A 25,089-nucleotide genomic window follows, 5' to 3' on the forward strand; every position below is an offset into this window, starting at 1 on the left:
AATCTTCTGTTACGCAGCCTGGCGCCGGGCTGCCGGCAAGGCCAGCGAGATCGTCGTGCCGCCGCCGGGCGTGCTGTCGATGGCAAATTGCGCACCGAGCCGCTCGGCTCTTTCCTGCATGATACGCAAGCCGATCTGCAATTCCGTTTTCTTGTCGCGCAGGTTGGCGGCGAAGCCTTCGCCATCGTCGCGCACCTGCAACGCAAAGTCGCGCCCGTTTTCCACGCGCAGAGCCACGTTGCTCGCTTGCGCGTGCTTGCGGATATTCGACAGCGCTTCCTGCACGATGAACAGGATCTGTAACTGCTGCTCCGGCGCCAGCGGCGCGCCATTGCCGCTCATGTCCAGGGTGCCGACGACGCCCGTCTGCAGCTCGAACTTGGCCAACACTTCGCTGAGCTTGCTTTCCAGGTCGCTGCCATGCCAGCGCGTACGGAAATTGACCAGCAATTCGCGCACATCCTGGTAGCTTTGTTCGACGCCCATGCGCATCAGCGGCAGCACTTCGGCCGCTTCGTCGAGCTGTCCCCGGCGCACGGAATCGTCGAGCATCTGTACTTGCAAGCTGATGAAATTCAAGCTTTGCGCGATGCTGTCATGCAAGCCTTCGGCCAGCAGGCTGCGTTCGCGCGCCACGGCAAATTCCTTCTCGCGCGCGATCAGGCGCTGGTTCTCGATGGCGATGCCCAGGCTCTGGCCCAGCGTTTCCAGCCAGCCCTGCTGCTGCGCATGCACCGCTTGCGGGCCTGCAAAGTGCAGCGAAAAACTGCCCACCACCTGGTCGCGCGCGAGGATGGGAAAGACGGCGATGGCGATGAAACCTTCGTCCTGGCAGCGGAAGCGCTGCAGCGCATCGACCTGGCGGAAATCGCGGATCTGGATCACGCCCTGCGCCACGGCAGCGCCACACAGGCAATCGTTATTGCGGATGCAGTGTTCCTCTTCCACCATGGCGTCCGAAATGCCCTCATGCACGATGATGTGCACGGTATCGTGCTGCGGATCGAGGATGCGCACGGTGCCGCCTTCGGCTTGCGCGAACTGCATCACGTGGTGCAGAAAGCCACGGCATAGCGCATCGATGGCGTGCTGTCCCGCCAGCAGGGTGGAAATCTCATGCAGTGTGGCCAGCTGGCGTTCCTGCGCGGCGCTCAGGCCCGATGCGGCTTGCGCCAGGCGGCGCTGGCGCCAGCGCGACGCTGGAAGTTGTTTGCGGGAAGGTTGACTGCGCGGCGCATGCATGAAGAACTCGAATCTGAAAAGTGGGGCGCCCGGCAAGCGCTGCGGCCTGCCGGGCTGGTGAAGGTTACAAATGAATCTCGGTACCGAGCAGCTTGACGAACTGCGCCAGCCAGGCCGGATGCGCGGGCCAGGCGGGGGCCGTGACGAACTGGCCATCGGTGACGGCGTCCGTGACGGCGATGTCGGCATACGTGCCGCCCGCCAGTTTCACTTCCGGCGCGCAGGCTGGATAGGCGGAAATGCGCTTGCCACGGATGACATCGGCGGCGGCCAGCAATTGCGCGCCGTGGCAAACGGCGGCGACAGGCTTGCCCGCGTCGGCAAAATGGCGCACGGCGGCGATGACCTTCTCGTTCAGGCGCAGGTATTCGGGCGCGCGGCCGCCGGCGATCATCACCGCGTCATAGTCAGCCGGATCGATCTCGTCGAAGCTGGCGTTCAGGGTAAACAAATGGCCCGGTTTTTCCGTGTAGGTCTGGTCGCCCTCGAAATCGTGGATGGCCGTCTTGATCGTCGCGCCGCTTTTCTTGCCGGGACAAACGGCGTGCACGGTATGCCCGAGCATCAGCAGGGCCTGGAATGGCACCATCGTTTCATAATCTTCTGCAAAATCGCCGGTCAAAAACAGAATTTTCTTCGCTGCCATTTAGTTCTCCTATGAAAGATTGATCCCGCAAGGCGTATCTTAGCGCGACTTGGCAGCCATACTGGATATTTATCAAATTTTCGCGCCTTGATCGAGGATTTTACAGGCTGAGACAGAATTTCTTACAGGCTCGCAGGTCAAACTCGGATACCCCTCCCTGAAAGCCTGGCCATGAGCACCTCCACCAGCCCCCTTGCCAACCCTCTTGTCGCTGCGGCCCTGATCCGTATCTTCGACCATTTCAGCGATGCGCAGCAGGCCCGTAGCGCTCTGCTCGACGCTGGTTTCCCCGCGCACGCCGTGCAGCTTGACACGGTTGACGACGAAGCCGTCCCCGTACAGGGCAAGGCGGCGTGGCGCGGCATGTTCCGCCTCGTCGTCGCCATCGGCACGCCACAAGAGCGCGAACGGGCGCACGCCATCGTGCAGGCCTGCAACGGCTGCGATATCGAACAGCGCACGGCCAGCCACGCGGCAGGCAGGCGTGCAGGCACAGGTGCCGGCAAACACGCGCTGGCGGGCTGACACCCTCCCCCGCGCGGCCAAACTATGGCAAGATCCAGCTTCCTTCATTCCACAGTGGAACTTGCCATGATTTATGAAATTGCCCACATCCAGATCAAATCGGCCACGCATGACGCCTTCGAAGCGGCCGTCGCCAAAGCCGTGCCCCTGTTCCAGCGCGCGCGCGGCTGCGAATCGATGCGCCTGGAGCGCTCGATCGAAAATGGCGATGCCTACCGCCTGGTGGTCGGCTGGAGCACCCTGGAAGACCACACCGTGCATTTCCGCGGCAGCGACGACTTCCAGGCATGGCGCGGCCTGGTCGGTGAATTCTTTGCCGCCCCGCCCCAGGTCGAGCACATGAACACGGTGGTCACGGGGTTTTAAGTCGGGGTTTCACACAGCACACCGTCTGCCCGCCGAGCTTGTCGGCGAGTTTGTCCGCGAGTTTGTCCGCGAACGTGTCCGCGAACGTGTCCGCGAACTTGTCCGATTACGCGCAGCTTTGCCGCGCTAATCAGACCTACGCCACGAATAGACGCCTGGGCGCAGCTTAGACGGCAGGATGGTGAAACACCTGGCGCAAATACGCGAGGAAGGTTTCATCCTTGCACAGGGTCTTGCCCGGTGAATCCGACAATTTCGCCACCGACTGGCCATTGCAGCGCACCAGTTTCATGACGATGTTGAGCGGCGTCAAACCCACGTCGTTGGTCAGATTGGTGCCGATGCCAAAGCCCGTCATGATGCGGTCGGCAAAGTGCTGGTACAGGGCGAAGGCCTTGTCCAGGTCCAGGCCGTCGGAAAACACGAGGCGCTTGGTATTGGCGTCGATGCGCAGGGCCGCATAGTGGGCCAGTGCCTTCTCGCCCCATTCGACGGGGTCGCCCGAATCGTGGCGCAAGCCGTCGAACAGCTTGGCGAAATACAAGTCGAAGTCGGCCAAAAAGGCATCCATGCCCACCACGTCGGTCAGGGCGATCCCCAGGTCGCCGCGGTATTCCTGCACCCAGTCTTCCAGAGCCGCCTTTTGAAAGTCGCGCAGGCGCACACCGAAGGACTGGAATGACTGCATGTATTCATGCGCCATGGTGCCGATCGGCACGATACCGAGCTTTTTCGCCAGGTACACATTCGACGTGCCCTTGAAATACTCGGGCACGTCATGCGCCAGACGCTGCACCACTTCGTCGTGCCAGGCGCCGGAAAAGCGCCGGCGCACACCGAAGTCGGAAAATTCAAACGGGTGTTTACGCCGCGGCAGCTTGCCGAATTCCTTGACGGCCGCCACTTTCAAGCCCAGGCGGTGGCGCCCTTCGCGCATGGCCGCATCGAGGTCGAAGCGGCGGAAATACAGTTCGTTGATGATGTACAGCACGAAAATCTCGAAACCCATCACGTGCACCTGCGGCCCGGCTGCGTGCACCAGCAGGGTGTCGCCATCGGTGCTGACGTCGATGAACTTGCGCTGGAAGCGGAACACCGTCAAAAAGTCGACGAAATCGCTCTTCATGAAGCGCAGGGTGCGCAAATAGGCCAGCTCGTCGTCGGCAAACGACATCGAGCACAGGTGATCGAGCTGCTCTTCCAGCTCGACCTTCAGTTCGGCCAGAGGAAAGGCGGTGGCGTTGCGGCAGACAAATTCATATTCGGTATGGGTATTCGGATGACCGTGCAGCAATGCTTGCCACATTGTAAATTTATACAGATCGGTTTCCAGCAAACTGCGCACTATCGGGGTCATGTGTGTTTTCTCCAACTTCCTGAAGCCAGAATAGTACGCCACCGCAAGCATTTCAGCAGGGCACGCTCGACAATGGCTCAGGCCAGCGCATTGGCCAGCAACTCGGGCAAGACCTCGGCGGACGTGGCCAGCCGCGCGCCGCGCTCGTGCATGGCGGCCAGGAAGTCGCGCTGCTGCGCTGCGAAGCCCGTGACGGGGCTCATGCAGTCCGTCAGCAAGACCAGGCGCGCCAGGGCTGGCTTGCCTTGCTGCGCTTGCAGATAATCGACGATGTGTTCCGTGCTGGCTTTCACGCAGTGGCTGCCCGCCTCGCCCGTGACATAAATCTGCTGCGCCGGCAGCAGGGTATCGAGGAAGGCGCGGTTGAGCTGGGTGGCCGCATCCTGAGGATCGGGCACTTCCGCCATGACGGCCGAGTAATGCTCGGTCCACGGATTGGAACCCTTGCTCAGCTTGGCCACCACTTGCAAGTTGGCCACTTCCCAGGCGTTGTAGGCGGCGCGCACGGCCGCGTGGATATTCTGGCCCCAACTGCCGATCTCGCAATGCACGGGCCACACCATCAATTGGTAGCGCCCCGCTTGCTGCAAGGCATCAAGGTAGGTCAGCACACGCGGCAAGGCGCCGCTGGCGGCGGGCAGAAACAGGCGGTCACGCACCTGCTGCGCGCTGATCTGCGTAAACGGCGCAACGGGGCCGCCATCGCCCGTGCGCCAGAAGGCGGGATGGGCGATGTCGTAGCGGTGGTGGGCGTCGAGGGTCACGCTGATCTGCGTCAGCCCGCCGCCCCCTTCACGGATCAGCTGCGCCACACGCAGCATGTCGGCGTGGGCGCCGGGCACGGGCAGGGCCGGCGCCGCATCCTGCGGCAGCCAGGCGGGAGGTAAATCACAAAAATCGTTTTGCGGATCGATGACAAGCAGGTGCAGCTGGCGTTTCATGGCGGTCCTCGTGCGTGGCGGGTATTGCATGATAATGGCAACATCACCATCACGCCAATCCGGGAGCCGCCATGAACCTTCTAAAGCTCAATAACTTGCGTCCGAACAAATTACTCAACAGCAAATGGACGGCCGTCACGCCAGCCAACAAGGAAAAACACTTCCTCGTCATCAAGCTATGCGCAACTGCCACGCCCGATGAGCCCGTCACGCACGTGGCGCTGGAAGCCGTGCATTCCGGCCGCGTGCAAATCCTGCCATGGCGCGCGCTGCAAGATGCGGCGCAGTGGCATCAGGGATGGAAGACATAGCGGCGCCGGCGCCGCTCGACCAGCTTGACGGCCACCTCGCCCGCTTCCGCCATGGCGTCCGCTTCCGTTGTAAACGGGTGGTCGGCCGACACCCGGCGCTTGCGCAGCAGATTCACCCGGTGCATGGGGTTGGACGAGGGGGCATAGATGGCGACGTACGCGCCCCATAGTTTGCAGCCCGGCAAGCGCTCTGCCGTGTAATTCACTTCATAAAAATCAACATACTTTATCGGCACGATGTGCGCTCCAAAAATGACATGGCCGGACAGCTTGTCTCTACGGACTGACGCGGTGAGGGTAAAACCATGCGCTCGCGATTGCTCAGGATACTCAATTCAGCTCTCTTTTTATCAGGCGGCACAGGAGAAAAGGATGAATGACTACATCATCTGCATGCATGACGACACACAAGCATCTGCTTGCAACGGCCAGGCCGGTGCAGGCACACTTGTCGGGCTATCTACTTGTGCAAGCTGAAAGTATAGACGATGCGAAAAAATTATTGCAGGGCAACCCTGTACTGAACGCGGGTGGCATGCTGGAAATGCGCACACTGCGGCGCGACTGACGCGGCATGGCTGGCGCCTATTTTCCTGCCTCGGCGGCGGCATGCATGGACCAGACGACGCTGAGGATTTTCCATTCGCCATCGCGCTTGACCATTTGCCACGCTTCCACGCCATAGTTGGACAATGTGTCGCCGACGAAGAATTCGTAGTCGAAGTTGACCCACGCCACATGGCGGTCCTGGGTGATCTTGACGTTGTAGAATTTTTCTTCCGTGCGCTGCGGTTCGCGCTGGATGAAGTTGGCGAAACCGACATAGCCGGCCGCCGCGACGCCGTCGAAGTGGACGTCCGTCGTGTCGCGCATTTTCTTGATGAAACCATCGTCTGCCGGCGAGGCGAACAGGATGTTTGTGTGCAGCATCAGCGACGACAGCAGCTTGACATCCTTGGCGATCAGGGCCGCCTGAAAGTCGGCGACGACTTTTTCGATGGCGCGCATATCTTCGGGCGTGGAGGCGTGGCGGCCCACGTGGGCTGGCGCCGCTGGCGCAGTCTGCGCTGGCGCCATGCCTGCCGCCAGCAGGGAACATCCGAACAGTACTGCGCTGGCCAACTTGTGCATGGGGGACTTTCATGGCGAACCGCTCGCCAGGCTGGCACGGGGCGTGCCGCCGGCAAGCTTATGTCAACCATGGCAGATTGGCAACCCCTCTGAAGGCCTGGTTCAGGCTGCCAGGGCTTCGATCGAAGCGCGGCCCTTGGCGATCGCGCTGGCGACGGCATCCTCGCCCATGGCCACGCCTTCGGCCTGCACGAACTCGATGTCGGTGATGCCGATGAAGCCCAGCGCCGTGCGCAGATAGGTGCTCAGGTAGTCATACGCGGCGCCCGGGCCTGCGCTGTAGACGCCGCCGCTGGCCGTAAAAATAACCGCTTTCTTGCCAGTCGCCAGGCCGACGGGGCCCGTCGCCGTGTACTGGAACGTGCGGCCCGCGCGCGCCACGTGATCGATCCACGCCTTCAGGGTCGAGGGCACGGAAAAATTGTACATGGGCGCGGCCAGCACCAGCACGTCGGCGGCCAGCAATTCATCGACCAGGGTATCGGACAGTTGCACGGCGGCGGCCGCCTGCGCGCTGCGCTGCTCTGCCGGGGTGAAGAAGGCGCCCATCACTTCTTCCGTCAGGTGCGGCACGGGTTGCGCGGCCAGGTCGCGCTCGACCACGCTGGCGCCTTGCGCGGCCAGTTTCGCGACGAATTCGCCGGACAATTGGCGCGACAGGGAACCGCTGTTGCGCACGCTGCTATTGATGTACAAGACCTTGCTCATGAATTGCTCCTGTGGAAATGGATGAGGGGATGGGCCACGTCGCAGCCCTTGCACACAGCATAGTTCGGGTCTACCATCGATGAAACTGTATAAATATCAATGGTTATCATCGAATTTTTAGATAGGGAGTTTCCATGAGAGAACCGGGCCAGCCTTCGCTCGACCAGTTGCGCGTGTTTGTCGCCGTCATCGACGCGGGCGGCTTCGCCCATGCAGCGCGCCAGCTGCACCGCACGCAATCGGTGATCAGCTACACCATCGCCAACCTGGAAGAACAACTGAATGTGGTGCTGCTCGACCGCGGCAAGCGCAAGCCCACCCTGACGGACGCGGGCAAGGCCCTGCTGGCCGATGCGCGCGCCGTGGCCCTGAAGGTCGATGGCATGCGCGCGCGCGCCAAGGCGCTGGCCGGCGGGCTGGAGGCGGAAGTGTCGGTGGTGGTCGACGTGATGTTTCCCACCTGCGTGCTGGTGCGCGTTCTGGAAGCTTTCCAGGCGCAGTTCCCCACAGTCGCCCTGCGCCTGCGCATCGAAGCCATGGGCGCCGTGGCGCAGCTGGTGATGGATGGCAGCTGCCACATCGGCCTCGGCGGCTGGATGACGGCCACGGCCAGCATCTTCGAACGCCTGGCCGTCGGTCACGTGCGCCTGATTCCCGTGGCCGCGCCCAGCCACGCGCTGGCGCAGCTGGACGGCCCGATCGCCTCCAACGTGGCGCGCGAACACGTGCAGCTGGTGCTCAGCGACCGCAGCGACCTGACGCAGGGCCAGGATTTCGGCGTACTGGGATTGCGCAACTGGCGCCTGGGCGACCTCGGTTCCAAGCACGCCTTGCTGCGCGCGGGTCTGGGCTGGGGCAACATGCCAGAAGCGATGGTACGCGAAGATTTGACGCAGGGACGGCTGGTGCACCTGCCGCTGGCCGTCGACAAGGGCGAGAATTATCCGATTTACCTGATCCAGCGCGCCGACACGCCGCCCGGCCAGGCGGGCAAGTGGCTGACGGAGCGCTTTGCGGAGCAGTTGCCGTTGCTGGCGCAGGGCTTCTAGAAAAAGTGAGCCACAGGTATGATTAGCCCCCAACAGCAGACACTGGGGTCGGTCCCTGCGGGATCGCAACCCGTCCCATTGGGACGGGTTGCCCCTGAGGGTCCGACCCCGGCCTTTACTTGGGTCAACTTTCAATTACAAGGATTCACATGGCCGGCATCGACGACTTCGTCAACAAACAGAAACCAGGCGCGCGCTTCGTCATTACGGCGCAGATGCTGCGCATGACACCGCAGCAGTTCGACAGCGTGGCGCTGGAATGGATGGAAGACGGCGGCCCCGGCTTCGACGTGGCCGGCATCCCGCACCGGGTGGTCATCGATGGGCAGTTTTATATCGGCAGGATCACCGTGCAGCGGCACGGCGACCCGGCCTAAGGGTTACTCGACGCCCAGCACGTGCAGGCGGCGGCGCAGGCGCGCCACTTCTTCCGACAGATCGACCACCAGCGCGGCCAGTTCGGCGTTCGCATCGAACACGGATTCGATTTCGTGCAGGCGGCGCGCGCGCACCAGATCCAGGCTGGTGAAGCGCCAGGCCGTCAGCTGCCCCGCCGGCGGGCCATTTTGCAGCAGCACGCCCGTCTGCACATGCCGCACCACCCAGTCCGGCTCCACGGCGCAGGCGCGCGCCAGTTCCTCCAGGCTCAGGGCTCGATCTTCGAGCAGTTCGCCAATTACCTTGTTTGTCATGATTTACCCTCCCAGCTTCTGGCGCGGATTGAAAGCCATCTCGCGCGCCATGGTTGCATACAATTCGCGCGCCTTGTCATCGTTCGCCAGCGGCAGCACCACTTCCAGCAGCAGATACAGGTCGCCCGGCTGGGCGGCGGGAATACCGCGCCCCTTCAGGCGCAGCTTGCGCCCCGTCTGCGAATTGGGCGGCACCGTGACGGCCACCGTGCCCGATGGCGTGGGCACGGCGATTTCGCCGCCCAGTGCCGCTTCCCATGGCGTGACGGGCACCGTCTCGAACACGTCGCGCCCTTCCACCTTGTAGCGTGCATCGGGCTGGAAGCGAATTTCCAGATACAGGTCGCCAGCGGGCGCGCCGCCGCTGCCGGGATTGCCCTGCCCCTTCATGCGCAGCTGCTGGCCCTCCGTGACGCCTTTCGGTATCGTCACTTCCAGCGTGCGCTCGCGCGTCACCACATGGCCTTGCGCATCCGCTTCGGGCACGCGCATGACGATGTGGCGCTTGGCGCCGTGGTAGCTGTCGTGCAAATCGATGGTGATGGCGGCGTGGCTGTCTTCGCCCTGCATCTGGAAGCTGCCGCCGGCGCGGCGGCGCCCGCCCACGTGGGCAAACAGGTCGGCAAAGAAGTCGCTGTCGTCGGCGCCCGACGATTCGTAACCCGAACCCCAGTCCGGCGGCGGCCGGAAGGGCTGGCCCTGCGCACCCTGGTTGCGGCCCAGTTCATCGTAGGCGGCGCGCTTTTCCGCGTCGCCCAGCACGCCGTAGGCCTCATTCAGGGCCTTGGTGCGCTTGTCTGCGTCCGGTTCCTTGCTCACGTCGGGATGGTATTTACGTACCAGCTTGCGGTACGCCTTCTTGATCTCGGCCTCGGTCGCCGTTTTCTCGACGCCAAGCTCCTTGTAGTAGTCCTTGTATTCCACCGCGCTTGCTCCCCATGGTTGAACTGCCTGTGAGAAGAGTACACGAATTGGCGCCGGCAACGCGTGCACACAATACAACACCGCCCGCGGAGCACAGCTCGCGCGGGCGGTGAAGGTGGCAGCGAAAAACGCCTAGCGCACGCGACGCAGCGAGGAAATACGGCGGTCGAGGCCACCGTGCAGGCGGCCGTAGCTGCCTGGCCCCATTACCACGCAGCGACCACGGAAGTTGGCATCGACGCAGAACTCCCAGCGGCCGTAATTGACGACGATCGATTCGGCGCGGTCGTTGAAGCCATAGCGGTTCAAGTCATGCACCTCGCGGTCCAGGCGCACGGGCCGGCCGCGCATGCCGGCATCAGGAAACATCAGCACGGCGCCATTCATGTCGGGACGGTGGCCGCCGCCATGACCGTGGCCGGGATAACCGGGATGAGGACGCTCCGGCTCCGGACGCGGAGGGCGCGGCGGGTAGGGACGGTGGTCACCGCCGCCATGGCCCGGGCGTCCCGCTTCGCGCACCGAGGAAATGGCGTCGTTCATGCCCGGCATGCTGTCGTAGCGCCCCGGCCCGAAGGTACGGCAGCTACCGCGGTAATTGGCGTCCTTGCACACTTCCCAGGTGCCCGAGCGCACGATGACGCTGGAGGTCTTGTCGTTAAAGCCCATGCGCGACAAATCGCCCGTGTCGGAACGCAGGGTGACGGGGCGGCCGCGGAAACCGGCGTCCTCGAACAGGGTGATTTCGCCCGCGGATGCGGCAAGGGGGGCGAGGAAGGTGGCGGCGCACAGCAGCGCGGGCCGGAAAGATCGAACCATGACAACTCCAATACTGAGACATTTTCGCCAGTGTAGTCCAGGCGGCAGGCGGCGAGTGTAACAAAGGGCAAGCAAATGTCAGCGCACGGCAGCGAATGTAAAAACCGCCCGGCGGGATCAACCCGGCAGGCGGCCTGTCAGCATGTGTACTGGAGAAAATCAGCGCACGCGGCGCAGCGAGGAAATCTGGTTCTCCATGCCGCTCAGGCGTCCATATTCGCCCGGTCCGATCACTTCGCAGCGGCCACGGAAGTTCGAATCGCTGCACACTTCCCACTGCCCCTCGTTGACGATGATGGACGAGGCGCGGTCATTAAAGTTGTAGCGCACCAGGTCATCCGCATTGCGGTCCAGCGCCAGCGGTTCGCCGCGCATGCCCGCTTCGGGGAACAGCAGGACGGCGCCGCGCTGCTGGTACTGCGGCTGCTGATATTGTGGCTGCTGGTACTGCGGCTGCTCATATTGCTGCTGGCGGCGCGCTTCGCGTTCGTCGACCATGCGCGCCGACGACACGCGCCCATCGAGGCCGCGCCCCAGGTCGTCGTGGCGGCCAGGGCCGAAAATGCGGCAAGTACCCTGGTAGTTCGAGTCGCTGCACAGTTGCCAGTAGCCGTTATGGATGACGATGCTGCTGGTGCGGTCGTTGAAGCCGATGCCGACGAAATCGTCCGTATCGCGGTTCAGGCGCGCCGAGCCGCCATTCTGGCCCGCGCCCGAATACACTTCCAGGGTGCCGCCACGGCCATAGCCGCCGTTGCCACGATCTGGATCACGTCCCGGACGCGCCGGATTGTAGCCATCGCCGCGGCCCGATTCGCGCACCGACGTGATGGCGTCGTTCATGCCCGGCATCGAGCGGTATTCGCCTGGCCCCAGGGTCTTGCAATTGCCGCGAAAACCGGAGTCCGTGCACACATCCCACGTGCCCGAACGCACCAGGATGCTCGACGTCTTGTCGTTGAAACCCATGCGCGACAAATCGTCCGTCGTCTCGCGCAGGTTCACTGCGCGACCACGGAATTCAACGTCTTCGAACAAGGTGATATCGCCCGCATGGGCGCTTGCATGCGCCCCCAGCGAGAGCAGCAAGGTCGCGGCGCATGCCAGCGCGTGTTTGAAAGGGCCCGTCATGATTAACTCCATTCTTCATTCTTTGGTGATGATTTTCCTGGCTGTTGCGCCAGGATGCTAGTGTAACAAATACAAGGCCAGGGACAAAACCCGATCACACGCTCAGTACAGGCGGCGCAGCGAGGAAATGCGCTTGTCGAGCGCCGTGTTCAGCACTTCATACTTGCCCGGTCCCATGCGCTCGCAGCTGCCGTTGAACTGCGAGTCCGTACATACTTCCCAGGTGCCTTCGTTGATGGCGATGGATTCGGCCTGGTCGTTGAAGTTCAGACGTACCAGGTCGCTGACGTCGCGGTTCACCTGCAGCCCTGGCCCCTTCAGGAATGCGCGGCCATACAGCACCACCAGGCCCTCGTCATGTTGCGGACGGTTCTCCTCGCGCGGATCGACCAGGCGCGCCGACGACACGCGCCCATTCAAGCTGCCCAGGTCATCGTGGCTGCCAGGGCCGAACACGCGGCAGCTGCCACGGTAGTTGGAATCGCTGCACAGCTGCCAGTAGCCATGTTCGACGCGCGCGCTGCTGGCGCGGTCATTGAAGCTGATGTCGACCAGGTCATCGCGGTCCGAATTGACACCCGCCGATGCGCCGCGCTGGCCGCCATCGGCATACAGTTCCAGCGCTGCGCGGCGGCCACCGCTGCCGCCGCTCCCCTGCCCGCCGCCGATTTCGCGCACGGACGATATCTTGTCGTTCATGCCCGGCAACGAACGGTAATCGCCGCTTTCCAGCGTCTTGCAATCGCCCTTGAAATCGGCATCCTTGCACACTTCCCAGCTGCCCGAATCGACCTGGATACTCGACACGGTGTCATTGAAATTGACACGCGACAGGTCATCCGTCGTATCGCGCAAGACGACCACACGTCCCTTGAAGTTGTCATCGGTGTACAGGCGGATTTCACCCGCCTGCGCCGCGAGGTGGACAAACAGCGAACTGGCGCACAACAGTGCAAAGGCGAATGGGCGATTCATGGGGCGGTCTCCGGGGCGGCAAAGGTGAGTGTTCTACATGACAACTGATGTCAGTGTAGCCATCCGTAGAAAAAACGGTGTAACAAAGTATGGGAAAAGCACAATAAATTGTTACCAAAAGCAATAGCCGCCCCCCGCAGGGACCGGCCACTCTTGCCAGCCCCGCGTCAGCGCACTTCGCGCACCGACGAAATGCGGTTACTCAGGCGTTCCAGCGTCCCGAGCGCACGCGGATGCTTTGCGTCGTGTCGTTGAAACGGACGTCTTCCAGGTCGGCGACGGCATCGTGCACGGTGTGCGAGCAGCCGTGATAATCGTCGCGCGAATACAGGGTCAGTTCGCCGGCGCCGGCCAGTTCGGCCGTCATGGCGGCGCCCTGCAACAGGGCGCAGTTCAAGGCTTTCTTCAACATGGTCTTACTCCATAGTCAGGATAGTACGGTGTGACTATTTGATCATTTTTCCAGAGAGCGCGCAGTCTATCCGCGACTGGCCCACTTGGCTGTAACAAATGATTACCGCGCCCGGGCGCCAGGGATGCCGCGGCGGACAAGCACGGCGAATGCCGGTAGAATCTTATGTTTAGTTAAGCTTGCCACCCATGCCACACACGACCTCGTTCACCCTGCCCGCCGTCCGCACCGAAGTATCTTCATTATGGAAGCTGGCCTGGCCCATCCTGATCGGCCAGCTGGCCACCGTCGGCATGGGCGCGGCCGACGTGGCGATGACGGGGCATACGAATCCCAAGGAACTGGCGGCCGTGTCGCTGGGCGCGGCCATCTGGTCCATCGTGCTCGTCACCGTGAGCGGCATCATGATGGCGATCAATACGCTGGTGGCGCATGAAATCGGCGCCGCGCGCCACGACCAGGTGCCGCACATCGTGCGCCAGTCGCTGTGGAAGGCGCTGCTCGTCGGCCTGGTGGCTTGCCTGCTGACGAACATGGCGGCGCTGGTGTTCGACCACCTGATGCTCGAACCCGCCGTGGCGGCCAAGGCCAAGCTGTTCGTGCACATCATCAGCTGCGCGCTGCCGCCGTTCGCCGCCTACCGCGCGCTGTATGGATACAGCACCAGCATCAACCAGACCAAGCCCGTGATGGTCATCGCGCTGGCCGCGCTGGCGCTAAACATTCTCGTCAACTACCTGCTGATCTACGGCCACTGGGGCATGCCGAAGATGGGCGGCGTGGGCTGCGCCGTGGCCACCACCTGCTGCGTGTGGATGATGCTGCTGGCCATGCTGGCCTGGATCAGGATCGCCCCCGCCTACCATGCCACGTATCCATTCACGCACTGGGAATGGCCGCAGCCGTCATCCATCGGCCCCATGCTGCGCCTGGGCCTGCCCATCGGCGTGACCTACTTTGCCGAAGTGAGCGCCTTTGGCGTCATCAGCCTGCTGGTGGCACGCTTCGGCGTGATCCAGGTGTCGGCGCACCAGATCGCGCTCAATTTCTCATCCGTCGTTTTCATGGTGCCGCTCACTTTCGGCATCGCGCTGGTGACGCGCGTGGGCCATGCCGTGGGCGAAGCCAATCTGCGCCGCGCCCGCTTCATTTCGTGGGTGGGCGTGGCCATGTCGCTGACGGCGGCCATCGTCTCGGCCACCGTCATCACCGTCTTCCGCCACCAGATCGCGCAAGCCTATACGTCCGATCCGCAGGTGCAGGAACTGTGCGCGCAGCTGCTGCTGTTCGCCGCCCTGTTCCAGCTGTCCGACGCCACGCAGGTGGCCACTTCCTGCGCCATTCGCGGCTACAAGGTGACGCGCCAGCCGATGCTGATCCAGCTGCTGGCGTTCTGGGGTTTCTCGCTGCCCATCGGCTATGTGCTGGGCCTCGCGCCGCAAGGCTTCATCTGGTCGCCGGCCGAACCGATGGCCGCCGCCGGCTTCTGGATCGGCCTCGTCACGGGCCTGACGGTGGCCGCCGTGCTGCTGACCTGGTATCTGAACCGCCTGTCGCTGCAGCGCCTGCACGCGGCGCATTGAACACGGGGCGGCACACAATTTATGCGTGCCGCCCTTGCTGCTTCACCATACAAAGCACCGCTGGTCCACTCTTTACGCCAAAGTAAAGAAGGCAATTTCCGGATTATTCCGTGGCTGGCCCTATCGCATTAAACGCCGTGCTCTGGTATCGTTTGCCGTCAAGCATCTGCTTGACCATCCCTTTACCATCACCGAGACACCCATGCGTTTTATTCTTTGTTTTCTGGCCGCGATGGCCAGCGTTCCCGCATCGGCTGAAAAGCTGACCCTGGAACGCATCCACGCCGATCCGGCGCTGGCCGGCCCCGGCGTGCGCAACCTGAAGGTCTCGCCCGACGGCGAGCGCGTCACGTTCCTGCGCGGCCGCGCCGACAACCAGTTCCAGCTCGACCTGTGGGAATTCAAGCTGAAGGACAAGAGCACGCACCGCCTGGTCGACTCGAAGGCGCTGGTGCCGAATGAAACGATTTCGCCCGAAGAGCAGGCGCGCCGCGAACGCGAGCGCACGGCCAGCCTGAATGGCATTCTCAGCTACAGCTGGTCGCCCGATGGCAAGCAGCTGCTGGTGCCGCTGGCCGGCAATCTGTACCTGGTCGACGCGGCCCGCCCGGACCAGGCGCGCCTGGTCGCCAAGGGCAATGTGCTGGACCCGAAAATTTCGCCGAAAGGCCGCTACGTCTCGTTTGTGCGCGACCAGAACATCCATGTGATCGACCTCAAGACGGGCAAGGAACGCCAGCTGACCACCGACGGCAAGGGCACCATCCACAACGGCGAAGCCGAATTCGTGGCGCAGGAAGAAATGGGCCAGCGCACCGGCTACTACTGGGCGCCCGACGATTCCGCCATCGCCTACAAACGCTATGACGAAGCGCCCGTGCCCGTCGTGCGCCGCTTCGAAATTTTCGCCGACCGCACCGACGTCGTCGAGCAGCGCTACCCTGCCGCCGGCGATCCGAACGCGCTGGTGCAGCTGCTGATCGTCTCGCCGGAGACGGGCGTGCAGCGCCAGGTGGACCTGGGCACGAACCCGGACATCTACCTGGTGCGCGCCGACTGGAGCGCGGACAGCAAATCGCTGGTCTACCAGCGCCAGTCGCGCGACCAGAAGACCCTCGACCTCGTCGCGGTCGATGCCGCCACGTTGGCGCAACGCACCCTGCTGACGGAAACGTCGACAACCTGGGTCAGCATCCATGACGACCTGCGCTTCCTGTCGAACGGCACCTTCCTCTGGTCGTCCGAACGCACGGGCCGCAACCATCTGTATTTGTACGACATGAGCGGCAAGCTGCTGCACCCGGTCACTTCCGGCGAGTGGGGCATCGACGGCGTGCTGGCCGTGAACCAGAAAACCGGCAAAGTGTTCGTCTCATCGAACCGCGACGCCGTGATCGACAAGCAGACCTACGCCCTGGCGCTGGACGGCAGCACGGCCGACAAGGCGCAGCGCGTGACGAAAGCCGATGGCTGGCACGACACGACGTTCTCGCGCAATGGTGAAGTCTTCGTCGACACGTATTCGGACCCGGCCACGCCGCCACAGGTGAGCATCCGCCGGCCGGACGGTTCGATGGTGGGCTGGCTGGAAGAAAACGCGCTCAACGCCAGCCACCCGTATTTCAAGTACAAGGCCGATCACCTGCCGACGGAGTACGGCACCCTGAAAGCCAACGATGGCCAGACCTTGCACTATTCGATCGTCAAGCCGTCAAACTTCGACGCGACCAAACGCTATCCCGTCTACCTGTCGACGTATGGCGGCCCGCACTCGCAGCACGTGGCTCGCCGCTGGGGCAACAACTTCGACCAATACATGGCGCAGCAAGGCTTTGTCGTCTTCCGCCTGGATAACCGCGGTTCTTCGCGCCGCGAACGCGCCTTTACGGACGCCATCTACCATAACCTTGGCGCGGCCGAAGTGGCCGATCAACTGGTCGGCATCGACTGGCTGGGCCAGCAAAGTTTCGTTGACGCGAAACGCATTGGCGTGTTCGGCTGGAGCTACGGCGGTTTCATGACCCTGCGTTTGCTGTCGGCAGCATCAAGCAAGATCGCCATGGGCGTCTCGGTGGCACCCGTGACAGACTGGTCGCTGTACGACACCCACTACACGGAGCAATTCCTCGGCATGCCGAAGGAAAACGTGGATGGCTACAAGGCCAGCACCGTGTTCGCCCACCTCGACGGCTTGCAGTCGCCGCTGCTGCTGGTGCACGGCATGGCCGACGATAACGTCTTGTTCAGCAACAGCACGCGATTGATCGACGCGCTGGTGAACCGCGGCGTGCAGTTCGACCTGATGACGTATCCGGGCGCCAAGCACGGCATCTCGTCGCGCGCGGGCCAGCGTCACGTGTACAGGAAAATTGAGATGTTCTTCAAGCAGAACCTGATGAAGCCAGCACAGTAAGCTTGCGCTGCATCCAATAAAAAAACCGCCGCCTGTCTTGCGACAGGCGGCGGTTTTTTTTACATTCGTGCTGCCAGAATTATGGCTTGCGGGTGATGGTCTCTACTGCATCCTTGACATCGCCAACTTTCTTCTGCACTTTGCCTTCAACCTGATTTGCCAGGCCCTTGGCTTGCTGTTCTTCGCTGCCGACGACTTTGCCAGCGGCTTCCTGGATTTTACCGCCGACTTCCTTCAGTTTACCTTCGACTTGATCTTTGTTCATGGTGGATCCTCACTGTAGTTGGTACATCTGTTGTCCAGCCCGCAAGGGCCGGTACTGCGGCTCACACGCTGTTGCAAACTGCTTGCTGCGTGTCGATGTGTCCATAGTACGCAGTGGGGATCAAAGGTTCTGTACGGTTCCTAACACAGTGCCAACATCGTCGATCAGGCCGTCAAATCCTTGCGCCAGACGGTAGCCAGCCATGGCTGCTGGTCGCGCGGCAAGCCCGGTGGACGGTAGTACTGCTCGATCAAGGTAAAACCGGCGGCCTGCACGTACGCGGCCCACGTCGCTTCGTCGTGGTAGCTGCCGTAGCGCGCGCCATTCCAGCCTTCCTGGTTCTGCCCGCGCGGATTCGAGCTGAACAGTACTCCACCGGGCTTCAAGCAGGAATACAGGGCGCGCAGCACGCCGGGCAAGGCCGCGCTGGGCACGTGGAACAGCACGGCATTCGCGAACACACCGTCGAAGTGCGCGGCAGGCAGATCGAGGTCGACGAAATCCTGCTGCCACACGGTGCAGCCGCTGTAGGCACGCGCCATCTCGACGAAGCGGGGGCAGCCATCGACGCCCGTGGCGTGATGGCCCATGGCCGTGAACGCCTTCAGGTCGCGGCCGGGGCCGCAGCCCAGATCGAGAATATCCAGGGGCGCGGGCCGGCCGATGGCGGCCAGCAGCGCGGCGATGTTCTGGCTGACGTCATGCTCGCGCGTGCCTTCGAAAAACTGCTCGGCGCTGGCATCGTAATGGGCCAGCGTGCGCCCCGTGATGGCGTGGATGGGGTCTTGCTGATCTTGCTGCGGGGTCGGCTTCATGGCGCTCCTGTCATCGATGGGTGCATTTTAAGCTGCCGGCCCGCTCCCCGGCCGGCAGCGCAAGCGCACTTACCAGACGCGCACCCGTTGTTCCGGCGCCAGGTACAGCTGCTGCCCCGGCTTGACGTCGAAGGCCGGATACCAGGCGTCGAGATTGCGCACGGTGGCGGCGCGGTATTGCGCCGGCGCATGGCCATCGGTGAGGATTTGCTGGCGCGCCGCCGCTTCGCGCGCCTTGCTGCGCCAGCTGACGCCGTAGCCGATGAAGAAATCGCGGTCCGCGTCCGCCTGCGCCGGCTTGCCCCGCTGCGACAGGGTGAACGCATCATGCGCGGCCGCCACGCCGGCCAGGTCGGCCAGGTTTTCGCTGAGGGTCAGCTGGCCATTCACGGCCAGGTCGGGAAACGGTTTGTAGGCCGCGAACTGCGCCACCAGCTGCTGGGATGCCGACTGGAAATGCGCCAGGTCGGCCGGCGTCCACCAGTCGCGCAGTTTGCCCTGGGCATCGAACTGCGCACCCTGGTCGTCAAAACTGTGGCTGATCTCGTGGCCGATGGTGGCGCCGATGCCGCCATAGTTGGCCGCATCGGATGCCTGCGGGTCGAAGAATGGCGGCTGCAGGATGGCGGCGGGGAAATTGAGCGCATTTTGCAGCGGCAGGTTGACGGCGTTGACCAGCTGCGCCGGCATGGCCCAGGCCTTGCGGTCCGGCGACTGGCCCAACTTGGCCAGTTCCTGGCGATAATGAAACTGTTCCGCCCGCTGCACATTGCCCAGCGCATCGCCGCGCACCACGCGCAAGCCCGCATAGCTGTCCCAACGCTCGGGATAGCCCACGCCCACGTACAGGGTCTTGAGTTTTTCCTGCGCCTGCGCCTTGGTGGCGGGCGCCATCCAGTCCAGCTTGTCAATGCGGCGCGAGAAGGCGGCGACGATATTCGTCACCATATCCTGCACGCGGGCTTTCGATTCCGGCGGGAAAAAGCGTTCCACGTACAGCTTGCCGACGGCGTCGCTCAGGGCCGCATTCGTCGCGGCCAGCGCCCGCTTGCTGCGCGGCGACTGCTGCGGCGTGCCGCTCAGGGTGCTGCCATAAAAGGCGAAGCGCTGCTCGGCGGCCGCCTTCGGCAGAATCGTGCTGAAATGGTTGATGGCGTGGAAGGCGAGGAAATCCTTCCAGGTGGCCAGCGGCACGCTTGCCACCAGCGCGGCGCTGCCCGTCATGGCCGTCGGGTGCCAGACGATGAAGTCCGTCTGCTGGCCCAGGCCGGCCGCCTGGAAGAAGGCTTTCCAGTCCAGGCCCGGCGCCTTGCTGGCGAAGTCGGCGGCGCGCCACGCGTTATTGCCCTTGGCCACATCGGCCGAATCTTCGCGGCTGGCGTGACTGGCGGCAATCTGCTGCTCCAGCGCAAACACGCGCGCGGCGCGGGCCGGCGCATCGCTGTAGCCGGCCTGCTTGAGCATGGCGGCGATATGCGCCTGGTAGCCCGTGCGCAAGCCCTGCATGCGCGCGCTGTCGCCCTGGTAGAAGGCGCGGTCCGGCAAGCCCAGCCCGCCCTGCAGCAGATAGGCCACATTGCGTGTGGTGTCGTTCAAGTCTTGCGCCACCCACAGGCCGAACAGGTTTTCCGTATAAAAATTGGTGGCGTTGAGCGGATCGACATCGGCGCGCAAGCTCTCGCCCAGCGCGCGGGCCAGGCCCGCCTGGTCGCGTATGCCATTGATCTTGCTCAATAGTGGCTTGATCGGCGCCCAGCCTTTCGCTTCGATAGCCGCTTCATCCATCCAGGAACGGTAAAAATCGCTGACCTGGCGCGCGGAGGCATCCGCCTGTGACGCGGCCGCCAGGTCTTCGACGAGGCCGATGATGCGCTCGTTGGTCGCGTTGGCAAGGATGGCGAACGAGCCCCAGCTGCTGCGGTCGGCGGGAATCTGCGTGCTGCGCAGCCAGTCGCCATTCACGTAGTCATAGAAGTCGTCGCCAGGCAAGACTTTGACGGGGACAGCGGCAGTGGAGCCGGCGGCCTGGCCGTGCGCCTGGGCCGGGAAACCGGCCAGCGAGACGCCGGCCAGGGCGAGGACGATGGCAGCCTGGACTGGCGTCCGGGACCAGAAAAAACGCAAACCGTGCATGGCGATCCTTTCGATGAAAATAGCCAAAATCATAGCCTGAAATCATATCTTTTTTGGGCCCGACAACCATCCCCAAACTTTTTTTCATGGGGACAAAAATCGGCTTATAGTTGCACGACCCCGTGCCGCGTGTACGCCAAAGGAGATTGCCATGCAACTGGAAGCGCTGTTCCAGCAACCCCACGCCCTGCCTGTCGCCCCGAAGATCGTCAATGAACTGGTGCGCAGTTTCGACAACCCCGCCATTGCCACCGAAGACATCGCGCGCCAACTGGGAGCGGACCCGGTGCTGAGCGCCAAGCTGCTGCGGCTGGCCAACTCGGCCTATTACCACGTCTCGCGCAGCGTCGGCACGGTGGAAGACGCCGTGCTGATGCTCGGTTTTGTGACCGTGCGCACCCTCGTCATCAGCTCGGGCCTGGTCAGCGGCTACAAGACCGTGCCCGGCCTGGATCTGCCGCAGTTCTGGCGCTACAGCCTGCACAGCGCCGTGTCGGCCCGCTGGATCGCCAGGCAGACGGGCGACAACCAGGACCTGGCGTTCACCGTCGGCATGATGCATGCAATCGGTCAACTGGTGATCCATGCCGCCATGCCCGAGCAAGCCATGCAGCTCGACAAGATCGCGCCGCCGCTCGATGCGCGCCGGCTCGATGCGGAACGGGTGTCGCTGGGCTATGACTATGCGCAAGTGGGCGCCGAACTGACGCGCCGCTGGAAGCTCCCCGCCACCTTTGCCGAGGCCATCGCCGCCTTTCCAGATCCGCTGGCCAAGGCGCCCTTGAACCGCCTGGCCGCCATCGTGCACCTGGCCGCCTGGCGCGCGCGCATCGATGAAAACCAGTTGAGCAATGAAGAAATCATCGCCTGCTACCCGAATGAAGTGGCTGAAGCGCTCGGTTTGCCGCCCTCGGTGCTGGTGGACAGGATGCCGCCGCCTGCCGAACTGAGCGCGGGACTGGAAGAACTCGTCAAATAAACCAATCGCGGCCGGAGTCGTCACCCCAGCATCCATGCGGGTTTTGCGGGCGATTCCGGCGGCCAGCCAAAACCATACACATTATTTTTACTTTTTTTTCAAAAACACCCTCAAGTTCCCGCTGAACCTGCCGCTAATCTGGACAAGCGGTAATCCATTCACTAGTTACGGGTGTGCTCATGACCTCCAACGACGTTCTCTCGATGTATGAAAATATTGCAGGAATGACCAAAAAAATGGTTGTGGCCGCACGTTCGAGCGACTGGGATGGCCTGGATACCCTGGAAAACCAGTGCGCCAGCGCCGCCAGCATGACCATGGCGGGCAGCGTACCTGCCCTGGCGGGCGCCTCGCGCCTGCGCAAGATCGATTTGCTCAAGCAAATCCTGGCGAATGACCGCGAAATCCGCGCCATCACGGAACCATGGATGACGCAGCTGTCGAATTCCATGCCAGGATCGCACGCTCGCATGTAATTCAATATGCAAGCTTGCCACGCCAAAAACGATAAAAGCACCCTCGGGTGCTTTTTTTACGTCTGCCGCCGTGCCAGGGAGCGCGCCATCTGCGGCACTCAAAAAGCAAGGAGGGGAAATTTGGAAGGCGAACCCCAGGTATCTCCTGGGTTCGCCTCGCTGCCGGTTGCATCCGGCGTTCGCGAGCACATCGTCGGCATCGCAAACCGCTTCCAGACCCAGGCGTTTATGCAACGCTACACCTGTTTTGCCGCGCCACACTATCGTTGGTGACTGCGACAGGCTGGGACTGTTTTGTCGTAGAGCAAGTCCACTGAGTTAATCATATCACCATCTTTGAAAAATAGGCAACACGATAGTCAGGTACTTTCTGTCTTTTTTGAATATCTTTTTTTATATCAAATTTTTTAGCGCGGTCTTGCAGCAGCATTAACGCGAGAACGGCTCCGCTTCCGCCTCGGCCACTTCTTCCCCCACCGCCTCCGTCAGCACCGGCACTTCTTTCTTGCGGCCGAACGGCTTGCGCAGCAGGACCCAGTACTTCGACGGCGCGCCCGGCCCCGCCGCTTGCTTGTGCTTGCGCACGACATACACGATGAGCGCCGTCAACAACAGGAAGGCCACGGTGCCAAACCCCAGCCACAGCAAGCCATTGCCGCCCGCTGCCTTGCCCTTGTCCTTGTCGGCTGCCGGCGTCGCGTGCAGGGGCTGAGGCTTGGCATGGGGCGCTTCCGCCACGGCCGGCGCAACAGCAGGGGAAACGGCATCGGTGGTGGCGGCGGGCAGCGCCAGCGCTTTTTGCAAGGCGCCGATCTTGCCTTCCAATTCACCCAGCTTTTCATTCAGGGCCGCGTTTTTCTCATCCAGCGCCACGCACGCTTGCGCCTGCCCAGCATCCACCTGGGGCGCGCAGGCGGCGACGGGCGCCCTGGCGCGGCGCAACGGCGGCGGGCGCAGCGCCGGGGCAGCCGCCATGGGCGCGGCGGGCGGCGGCACAAACACGCGCGCCGGACGCACCAGACCCTCGGCGCGCGCGCGGGCTGCCAGCGCGGCGGCATCGGGCGGCGGCGCGCCGGGCGCAGCGCGCGGCAGCGGTACAGGCACGGGCGCCGGAATGACGGGCCGGACCGGCGCACTGGCAGCGGCGGCGGCAGCGACAGGTGGTGCCGGCGTCAGCCACAACGTACCGAGGCGCACGACGGCGCCGCTACCACTGCCCAATAACAAATACAAATGCACATGACCCGCCTGGATCGCTTGCCGGGTAGTCACGCGCACATACTGCCGCCCACCCCGCTCCAGCGGGCTGATCGTCAAGGTTTGCAAGGCCGGGTCCATGCCGATGCCGCCGCCCCGATACACATCGGGCGAGGCCAGGCGCACGCTTACGCCGTTGACATCTTCGGGCACCAGAGCCGTCAATTCAATCTCGGCCAGCAAGGGCTGCCCCACATGCGACAGCACCGCCATCTCGCCCAGTTCGGCCGCCATCACGGGCGGCAAGGCCAGGCTGGCGGCGGCGCACGCGATCAGGGACCAACGGGGAACAATGCTGCTTTGCATGGACTGATCGCTTTGATAACAAGATAAATAAAGGGAACTCGTCTCTCTTTAACGGCAGGAAATCGCAAAAATATAGATGGGCCATGGCAAAAATGATGCAATACAGCATCATCCTGTGTCTTTTTGACGTCTGGAGTACACTCGATCCACCTCCATCGATGAAAGGGATGCCATGAGTAGCAGAATCGAACGCGACAGTTTCGGCCCGATCGACGTACCCGCCGACCGGCTTTGGGGAGCGCAAACACAGCGCTCGCTTGAGCACTTCCATATCTCCACGGAAAAGATGCCGCCTGAACTGATCGCCGCCCTGGCCACCGTCAAGCGCGCGGCCGCCCACGTCAACCTGGACCTGGGCCTATTGGATGGCAAGAAGGCCATCGCCATCACGCAAGCAGCCGACGAAGTGCTGGCCGGCAAGCATGACGCAGAATTCCCGCTGGCCGTCTGGCAGACGGGCTCCGGCACGCAAAGCAATATGAACATGAATGAAGTGCTGGCCAACCGCGGTTCCGAGCTGATCGGCGGCTTGCGGGGAGAGGCGCGCCTGCTGCACCCGAACGACGACGTCAACCTGGGCCAGTCCTCGAACGATATCTTCCCCACCGCCATCCATGTGGCGGCCGCCCTGAGCGTCGCCAATACGGTCTTGCCGCCGCTGCGCCAACTGCGCGCCACGCTCGACGCGAAGGCCACGGAGTTTGCCGACATCGTCAAGATCGGCCGCACCCATTTGCAGGATGCCACGCCCTTGACCCTGGGCCAGGAATTTTCCGGCTATGTGGCGCAGCTCGACTTTGCCGAGCACATCATCACGGCAGCGTTGCCGCCGCTGCTGCAGCTGGCCGCCGGCGGCACGGCCGTGGGCACGGGATTGAATGCCCACGTGGAATTTGCCGGCCGCGTTGCGGCGGAACTGGCGCGCCTGACAGGCCAGCCGTTCGAGACGGCCAGCAACAAGTTTGCCGCCCTGGCCGCCCACGATGCGCTCGTCGCCGCCCATGGCGCTTTAAAAACCCTGGCCACGGCGCTGATGAAAATCGCCAACGACGTGCGCTGGATGGCGTCCGGCCCCCGTTCCGGCCTCGGTGAAATCACCATCCCTGAAAACGAGCCAGGCAGTTCCATCATGCCGGGCAAGGTCAATCCCACCCAGTGCGAAGCACTGACCATGCTGTGCTGCCAGGTGTTCGGCAACGACGTGGCCATCACGGTGGGCGGCGCCTCGGGCAATTTCGAGCTGAACGTCTTCAAGCCCTTGATTGCGCACAACTTCCTGCAAAGCGCGCGCCTGCTGGGCGACGGCATGCGCAGCTTCGACGTGCATTGCGCGCACGGCATCGCGCCGAACCGTGGTCGCATCGCCGAACTGATGGAACGTTCCCTGATGCTGGTCACGGCCCTGGCGCCCCACATCGGCTACGACAAGGCGGCGCAAATCGCCAAGCAGGCCCAGCATGAAGGCACGACCCTGAAGCAAGCGGCACTGGCCCTGGGCTTTGTGACGGAAGAGCAATTCAGTGCGTGGATCGTGCCACTGGAGATGACGCAGCCCAACAAAAGTTAAGGCTCAGCCTGCATTATCCCTCGCTTCATGTAAACTATGACCTTAGTTGACACTGTCTTTCAGTGT

Annotated in this window: 29 protein-coding genes; 12 read left to right on the top strand and 17 right to left on the bottom strand. The window is 63.0% G+C overall.

The window, feature by feature from the left end:
* Positions 1-9 precede the first annotated feature (9 nt).
* Positions 10-1,242 (bottom strand): GAF domain-containing sensor histidine kinase, encoded by a 1,233-nt coding sequence (locus tag ACP7EG_RS17595; protein ID WP_426088660.1) that lies wholly within the window; start codon positions 1,240-1,242, stop codon positions 10-12.
* A 64-nt stretch (positions 1,243-1,306) separates the two neighbouring features.
* Entirely contained in the window at positions 1,307-1,888 is a 582-nt protein-coding gene (locus ACP7EG_RS17600; RefSeq protein WP_426088661.1) for a DJ-1/PfpI family protein, read from the bottom strand.
* 171 nt (positions 1,889-2,059) lie between these two features.
* Between ACP7EG_RS17600 and ACP7EG_RS17605 the strand changes: the two genes are divergently transcribed.
* Together ACP7EG_RS17605 and ACP7EG_RS17610 are read left to right on the top strand one after the other, a co-directional pair.
* A complete protein-coding gene (locus ACP7EG_RS17605; RefSeq protein ID WP_426088662.1) occupies positions 2,060-2,413 on the top strand; it encodes a hypothetical protein in 354 nt (117 codons plus the stop codon).
* Between the two features lie 66 nt (positions 2,414-2,479).
* Entirely contained in the window at positions 2,480-2,779 is a 300-nt protein-coding gene (locus ACP7EG_RS17610) for an antibiotic biosynthesis monooxygenase family protein (protein WP_096234226.1), read from the top strand.
* Positions 2,780-2,945: 166 nt separating this feature from the next.
* Here ACP7EG_RS17610 and pncB read toward each other — a convergent pair whose 3' ends face one another.
* Positions 2,946-4,136 carry a nicotinate phosphoribosyltransferase gene (gene pncB, locus ACP7EG_RS17615; RefSeq protein ID WP_219133235.1) on the bottom strand — a complete coding sequence of 397 codons (1,191 nt, stop codon included), beginning with the start codon at positions 4,134-4,136 and terminating at the stop codon, positions 2,946-2,948.
* A 77-nt stretch (positions 4,137-4,213) separates the two neighbouring features.
* Positions 4,214-5,077: a cysteine hydrolase gene (locus ACP7EG_RS17620; RefSeq protein ID WP_426088663.1), complete on the bottom strand. Its 864-nt coding sequence runs from the start codon at positions 5,075-5,077 to the stop codon at positions 4,214-4,216.
* Positions 5,078-5,148: 71 nt separating this feature from the next.
* On the opposite strand from ACP7EG_RS17620, the gene ACP7EG_RS17625 reads away from it, so the two are divergent.
* On the top strand, positions 5,149-5,388 hold the full coding sequence (locus ACP7EG_RS17625) for a TIGR02450 family Trp-rich protein (RefSeq protein ID WP_426088664.1): 240 nt from the start codon (positions 5,149-5,151) through the stop codon (positions 5,386-5,388).
* On the opposite strand, the gene ACP7EG_RS17630 is transcribed toward ACP7EG_RS17625, so the two are convergent.
* Positions 5,370-5,624 (bottom strand): hypothetical protein, encoded by a 255-nt coding sequence (locus ACP7EG_RS17630; RefSeq protein WP_071079033.1) that lies wholly within the window; start codon positions 5,622-5,624, stop codon positions 5,370-5,372. The two genes, ACP7EG_RS17625 and ACP7EG_RS17630, sit on opposite strands and share 19 nt — an antisense overlap.
* Positions 5,625-5,764: 140 nt before the next feature.
* On the opposite strand from ACP7EG_RS17630, the gene ACP7EG_RS17635 reads away from it, so the two are divergent.
* On the top strand, positions 5,765-5,956 hold the full coding sequence (locus tag ACP7EG_RS17635; protein ID WP_426088665.1) for a hypothetical protein: 192 nt from the start codon (positions 5,765-5,767) through the stop codon (positions 5,954-5,956).
* A 17-nt stretch (positions 5,957-5,973) separates the two neighbouring features.
* Here ACP7EG_RS17635 and ACP7EG_RS17640 read toward each other — a convergent pair whose 3' ends face one another.
* Both ACP7EG_RS17640 and ACP7EG_RS17645 read right to left on the bottom strand, forming a co-directional pair.
* On the bottom strand, positions 5,974-6,519 hold the full coding sequence (locus ACP7EG_RS17640; RefSeq protein ID WP_426088666.1) for a nuclear transport factor 2 family protein: 546 nt from the start codon (positions 6,517-6,519) through the stop codon (positions 5,974-5,976).
* Between the two features lie 102 nt (positions 6,520-6,621).
* On the bottom strand, positions 6,622-7,227 hold the full coding sequence (locus ACP7EG_RS17645) for an FMN-dependent NADH-azoreductase (RefSeq protein WP_426054661.1): 606 nt from the start codon (positions 7,225-7,227) through the stop codon (positions 6,622-6,624).
* A 134-nt stretch (positions 7,228-7,361) separates the two neighbouring features.
* Between ACP7EG_RS17645 and ACP7EG_RS17650 the strand changes: the two genes are divergently transcribed.
* Positions 7,362-8,276: a LysR family transcriptional regulator gene (locus ACP7EG_RS17650; RefSeq protein WP_426088667.1), complete on the top strand. Its 915-nt coding sequence runs from the start codon at positions 7,362-7,364 to the stop codon at positions 8,274-8,276.
* A gap of 149 nt (positions 8,277-8,425) precedes the next feature.
* Entirely contained in the window at positions 8,426-8,653 is a 228-nt protein-coding gene (locus ACP7EG_RS17655; RefSeq protein WP_071079036.1) for a hypothetical protein, read from the top strand.
* A 3-nt stretch (positions 8,654-8,656) separates the two neighbouring features.
* Here ACP7EG_RS17655 and ACP7EG_RS17660 read toward each other — a convergent pair whose 3' ends face one another.
* The 6 genes from ACP7EG_RS17660 to ACP7EG_RS17685 form a co-directional block, all read right to left on the bottom strand.
* Positions 8,657-8,968, bottom strand: a complete 312-nt coding sequence (locus ACP7EG_RS17660) for a MerR family transcriptional regulator (RefSeq protein WP_071079037.1) — start codon at positions 8,966-8,968, stop codon at positions 8,657-8,659.
* 3 nt (positions 8,969-8,971) lie between these two features.
* Positions 8,972-9,892, bottom strand: a complete 921-nt coding sequence (locus ACP7EG_RS17665) for a DnaJ C-terminal domain-containing protein (protein ID WP_426088668.1) — start codon at positions 9,890-9,892, stop codon at positions 8,972-8,974.
* 132 nt (positions 9,893-10,024) lie between these two features.
* Positions 10,025-10,711, bottom strand: a complete 687-nt coding sequence (locus ACP7EG_RS17670; RefSeq protein WP_426088669.1) for a beta/gamma crystallin-related protein — start codon at positions 10,709-10,711, stop codon at positions 10,025-10,027.
* Between the two features lie 159 nt (positions 10,712-10,870).
* Complete coding sequence (locus tag ACP7EG_RS17675; RefSeq protein ID WP_426088670.1) at positions 10,871-11,842, bottom strand: beta/gamma crystallin-related protein; 972 nt, start codon at positions 11,840-11,842, stop codon at positions 10,871-10,873.
* A 102-nt stretch (positions 11,843-11,944) separates the two neighbouring features.
* The gene (locus ACP7EG_RS17680) at positions 11,945-12,817 is read right to left on the bottom strand and encodes a beta/gamma crystallin-related protein (RefSeq protein ID WP_426088671.1); all 873 of its coding nucleotides are present in this window, start codon (positions 12,815-12,817) and stop codon (positions 11,945-11,947) included.
* A 202-nt stretch (positions 12,818-13,019) separates the two neighbouring features.
* Positions 13,020-13,229, bottom strand: coding sequence for a beta/gamma crystallin-related protein (locus tag ACP7EG_RS17685; protein ID WP_426088672.1), 210 nt, complete (start codon positions 13,227-13,229; stop codon positions 13,020-13,022).
* A gap of 188 nt (positions 13,230-13,417) precedes the next feature.
* Here ACP7EG_RS17685 and ACP7EG_RS17690 point away from each other — a divergent pair, with 188 nt between their 5' ends.
* Positions 13,418-14,812: an MATE family efflux transporter gene (locus ACP7EG_RS17690; RefSeq protein WP_426088673.1), complete on the top strand. Its 1,395-nt coding sequence runs from the start codon at positions 13,418-13,420 to the stop codon at positions 14,810-14,812.
* 202 nt (positions 14,813-15,014) lie between these two features.
* Positions 15,015-17,225 (top strand): S9 family peptidase, encoded by a 2,211-nt coding sequence (locus ACP7EG_RS17695; RefSeq protein ID WP_426088674.1) that lies wholly within the window; start codon positions 15,015-15,017, stop codon positions 17,223-17,225.
* Positions 17,226-17,304: 79 nt separating this feature from the next.
* On the opposite strand, the gene ACP7EG_RS17700 is transcribed toward ACP7EG_RS17695, so the two are convergent.
* The 3 genes from ACP7EG_RS17700 to ACP7EG_RS17710 form a co-directional block, all read right to left on the bottom strand.
* Positions 17,305-17,490: a CsbD family protein gene (locus ACP7EG_RS17700; protein WP_116743435.1), complete on the bottom strand. Its 186-nt coding sequence runs from the start codon at positions 17,488-17,490 to the stop codon at positions 17,305-17,307.
* Positions 17,491-17,654: 164 nt separating this feature from the next.
* Positions 17,655-18,305 carry a class I SAM-dependent methyltransferase gene (locus ACP7EG_RS17705; protein WP_426088675.1) on the bottom strand — a complete coding sequence of 217 codons (651 nt, stop codon included), beginning with the start codon at positions 18,303-18,305 and terminating at the stop codon, positions 17,655-17,657.
* Between the two features lie 69 nt (positions 18,306-18,374).
* Positions 18,375-20,438, bottom strand: a complete 2,064-nt coding sequence (locus tag ACP7EG_RS17710; protein WP_426088676.1) for a M13 family metallopeptidase — start codon at positions 20,436-20,438, stop codon at positions 18,375-18,377.
* Positions 20,439-20,589: 151 nt separating this feature from the next.
* Here ACP7EG_RS17710 and ACP7EG_RS17715 point away from each other — a divergent pair, with 151 nt between their 5' ends.
* The 3 genes from ACP7EG_RS17715 (at position 20,590) to ACP7EG_RS17725 (ending at position 22,166) form a co-directional block, all read left to right on the top strand.
* Complete coding sequence (locus ACP7EG_RS17715; RefSeq protein WP_426088677.1) at positions 20,590-21,417, top strand: HDOD domain-containing protein; 828 nt, start codon at positions 20,590-20,592, stop codon at positions 21,415-21,417.
* A 236-nt stretch (positions 21,418-21,653) separates the two neighbouring features.
* The gene (locus ACP7EG_RS17720) at positions 21,654-21,893 is read left to right on the top strand and encodes a flagellar protein FliT (protein ID WP_426088678.1); all 240 of its coding nucleotides are present in this window, start codon (positions 21,654-21,656) and stop codon (positions 21,891-21,893) included.
* A gap of 120 nt (positions 21,894-22,013) precedes the next feature.
* Entirely contained in the window at positions 22,014-22,166 is a 153-nt protein-coding gene (locus ACP7EG_RS17725; RefSeq protein ID WP_426088679.1) for a hypothetical protein, read from the top strand.
* Positions 22,167-22,322: 156 nt separating this feature from the next.
* On the opposite strand, the gene ACP7EG_RS17730 is transcribed toward ACP7EG_RS17725, so the two are convergent.
* The gene (locus ACP7EG_RS17730; RefSeq protein ID WP_426088680.1) at positions 22,323-23,456 is read right to left on the bottom strand and encodes a type IV pilus assembly protein FimV; all 1,134 of its coding nucleotides are present in this window, start codon (positions 23,454-23,456) and stop codon (positions 22,323-22,325) included.
* A gap of 172 nt (positions 23,457-23,628) precedes the next feature.
* Here ACP7EG_RS17730 and fumC point away from each other — a divergent pair, with 172 nt between their 5' ends.
* Complete coding sequence (gene fumC, locus ACP7EG_RS17735) at positions 23,629-25,023, top strand: class II fumarate hydratase (RefSeq protein WP_426088681.1); 1,395 nt, start codon at positions 23,629-23,631, stop codon at positions 25,021-25,023.
* Positions 25,024-25,089 lie beyond the last annotated feature (66 nt).

The sequence above is a fragment of the Janthinobacterium sp. PSPC1-1 genome (assembly GCF_049897625.1).
GTDB classification, from domain to species: Bacteria; Pseudomonadota; Gammaproteobacteria; order Burkholderiales; family Burkholderiaceae_D; genus Janthinobacterium; species Janthinobacterium tructae.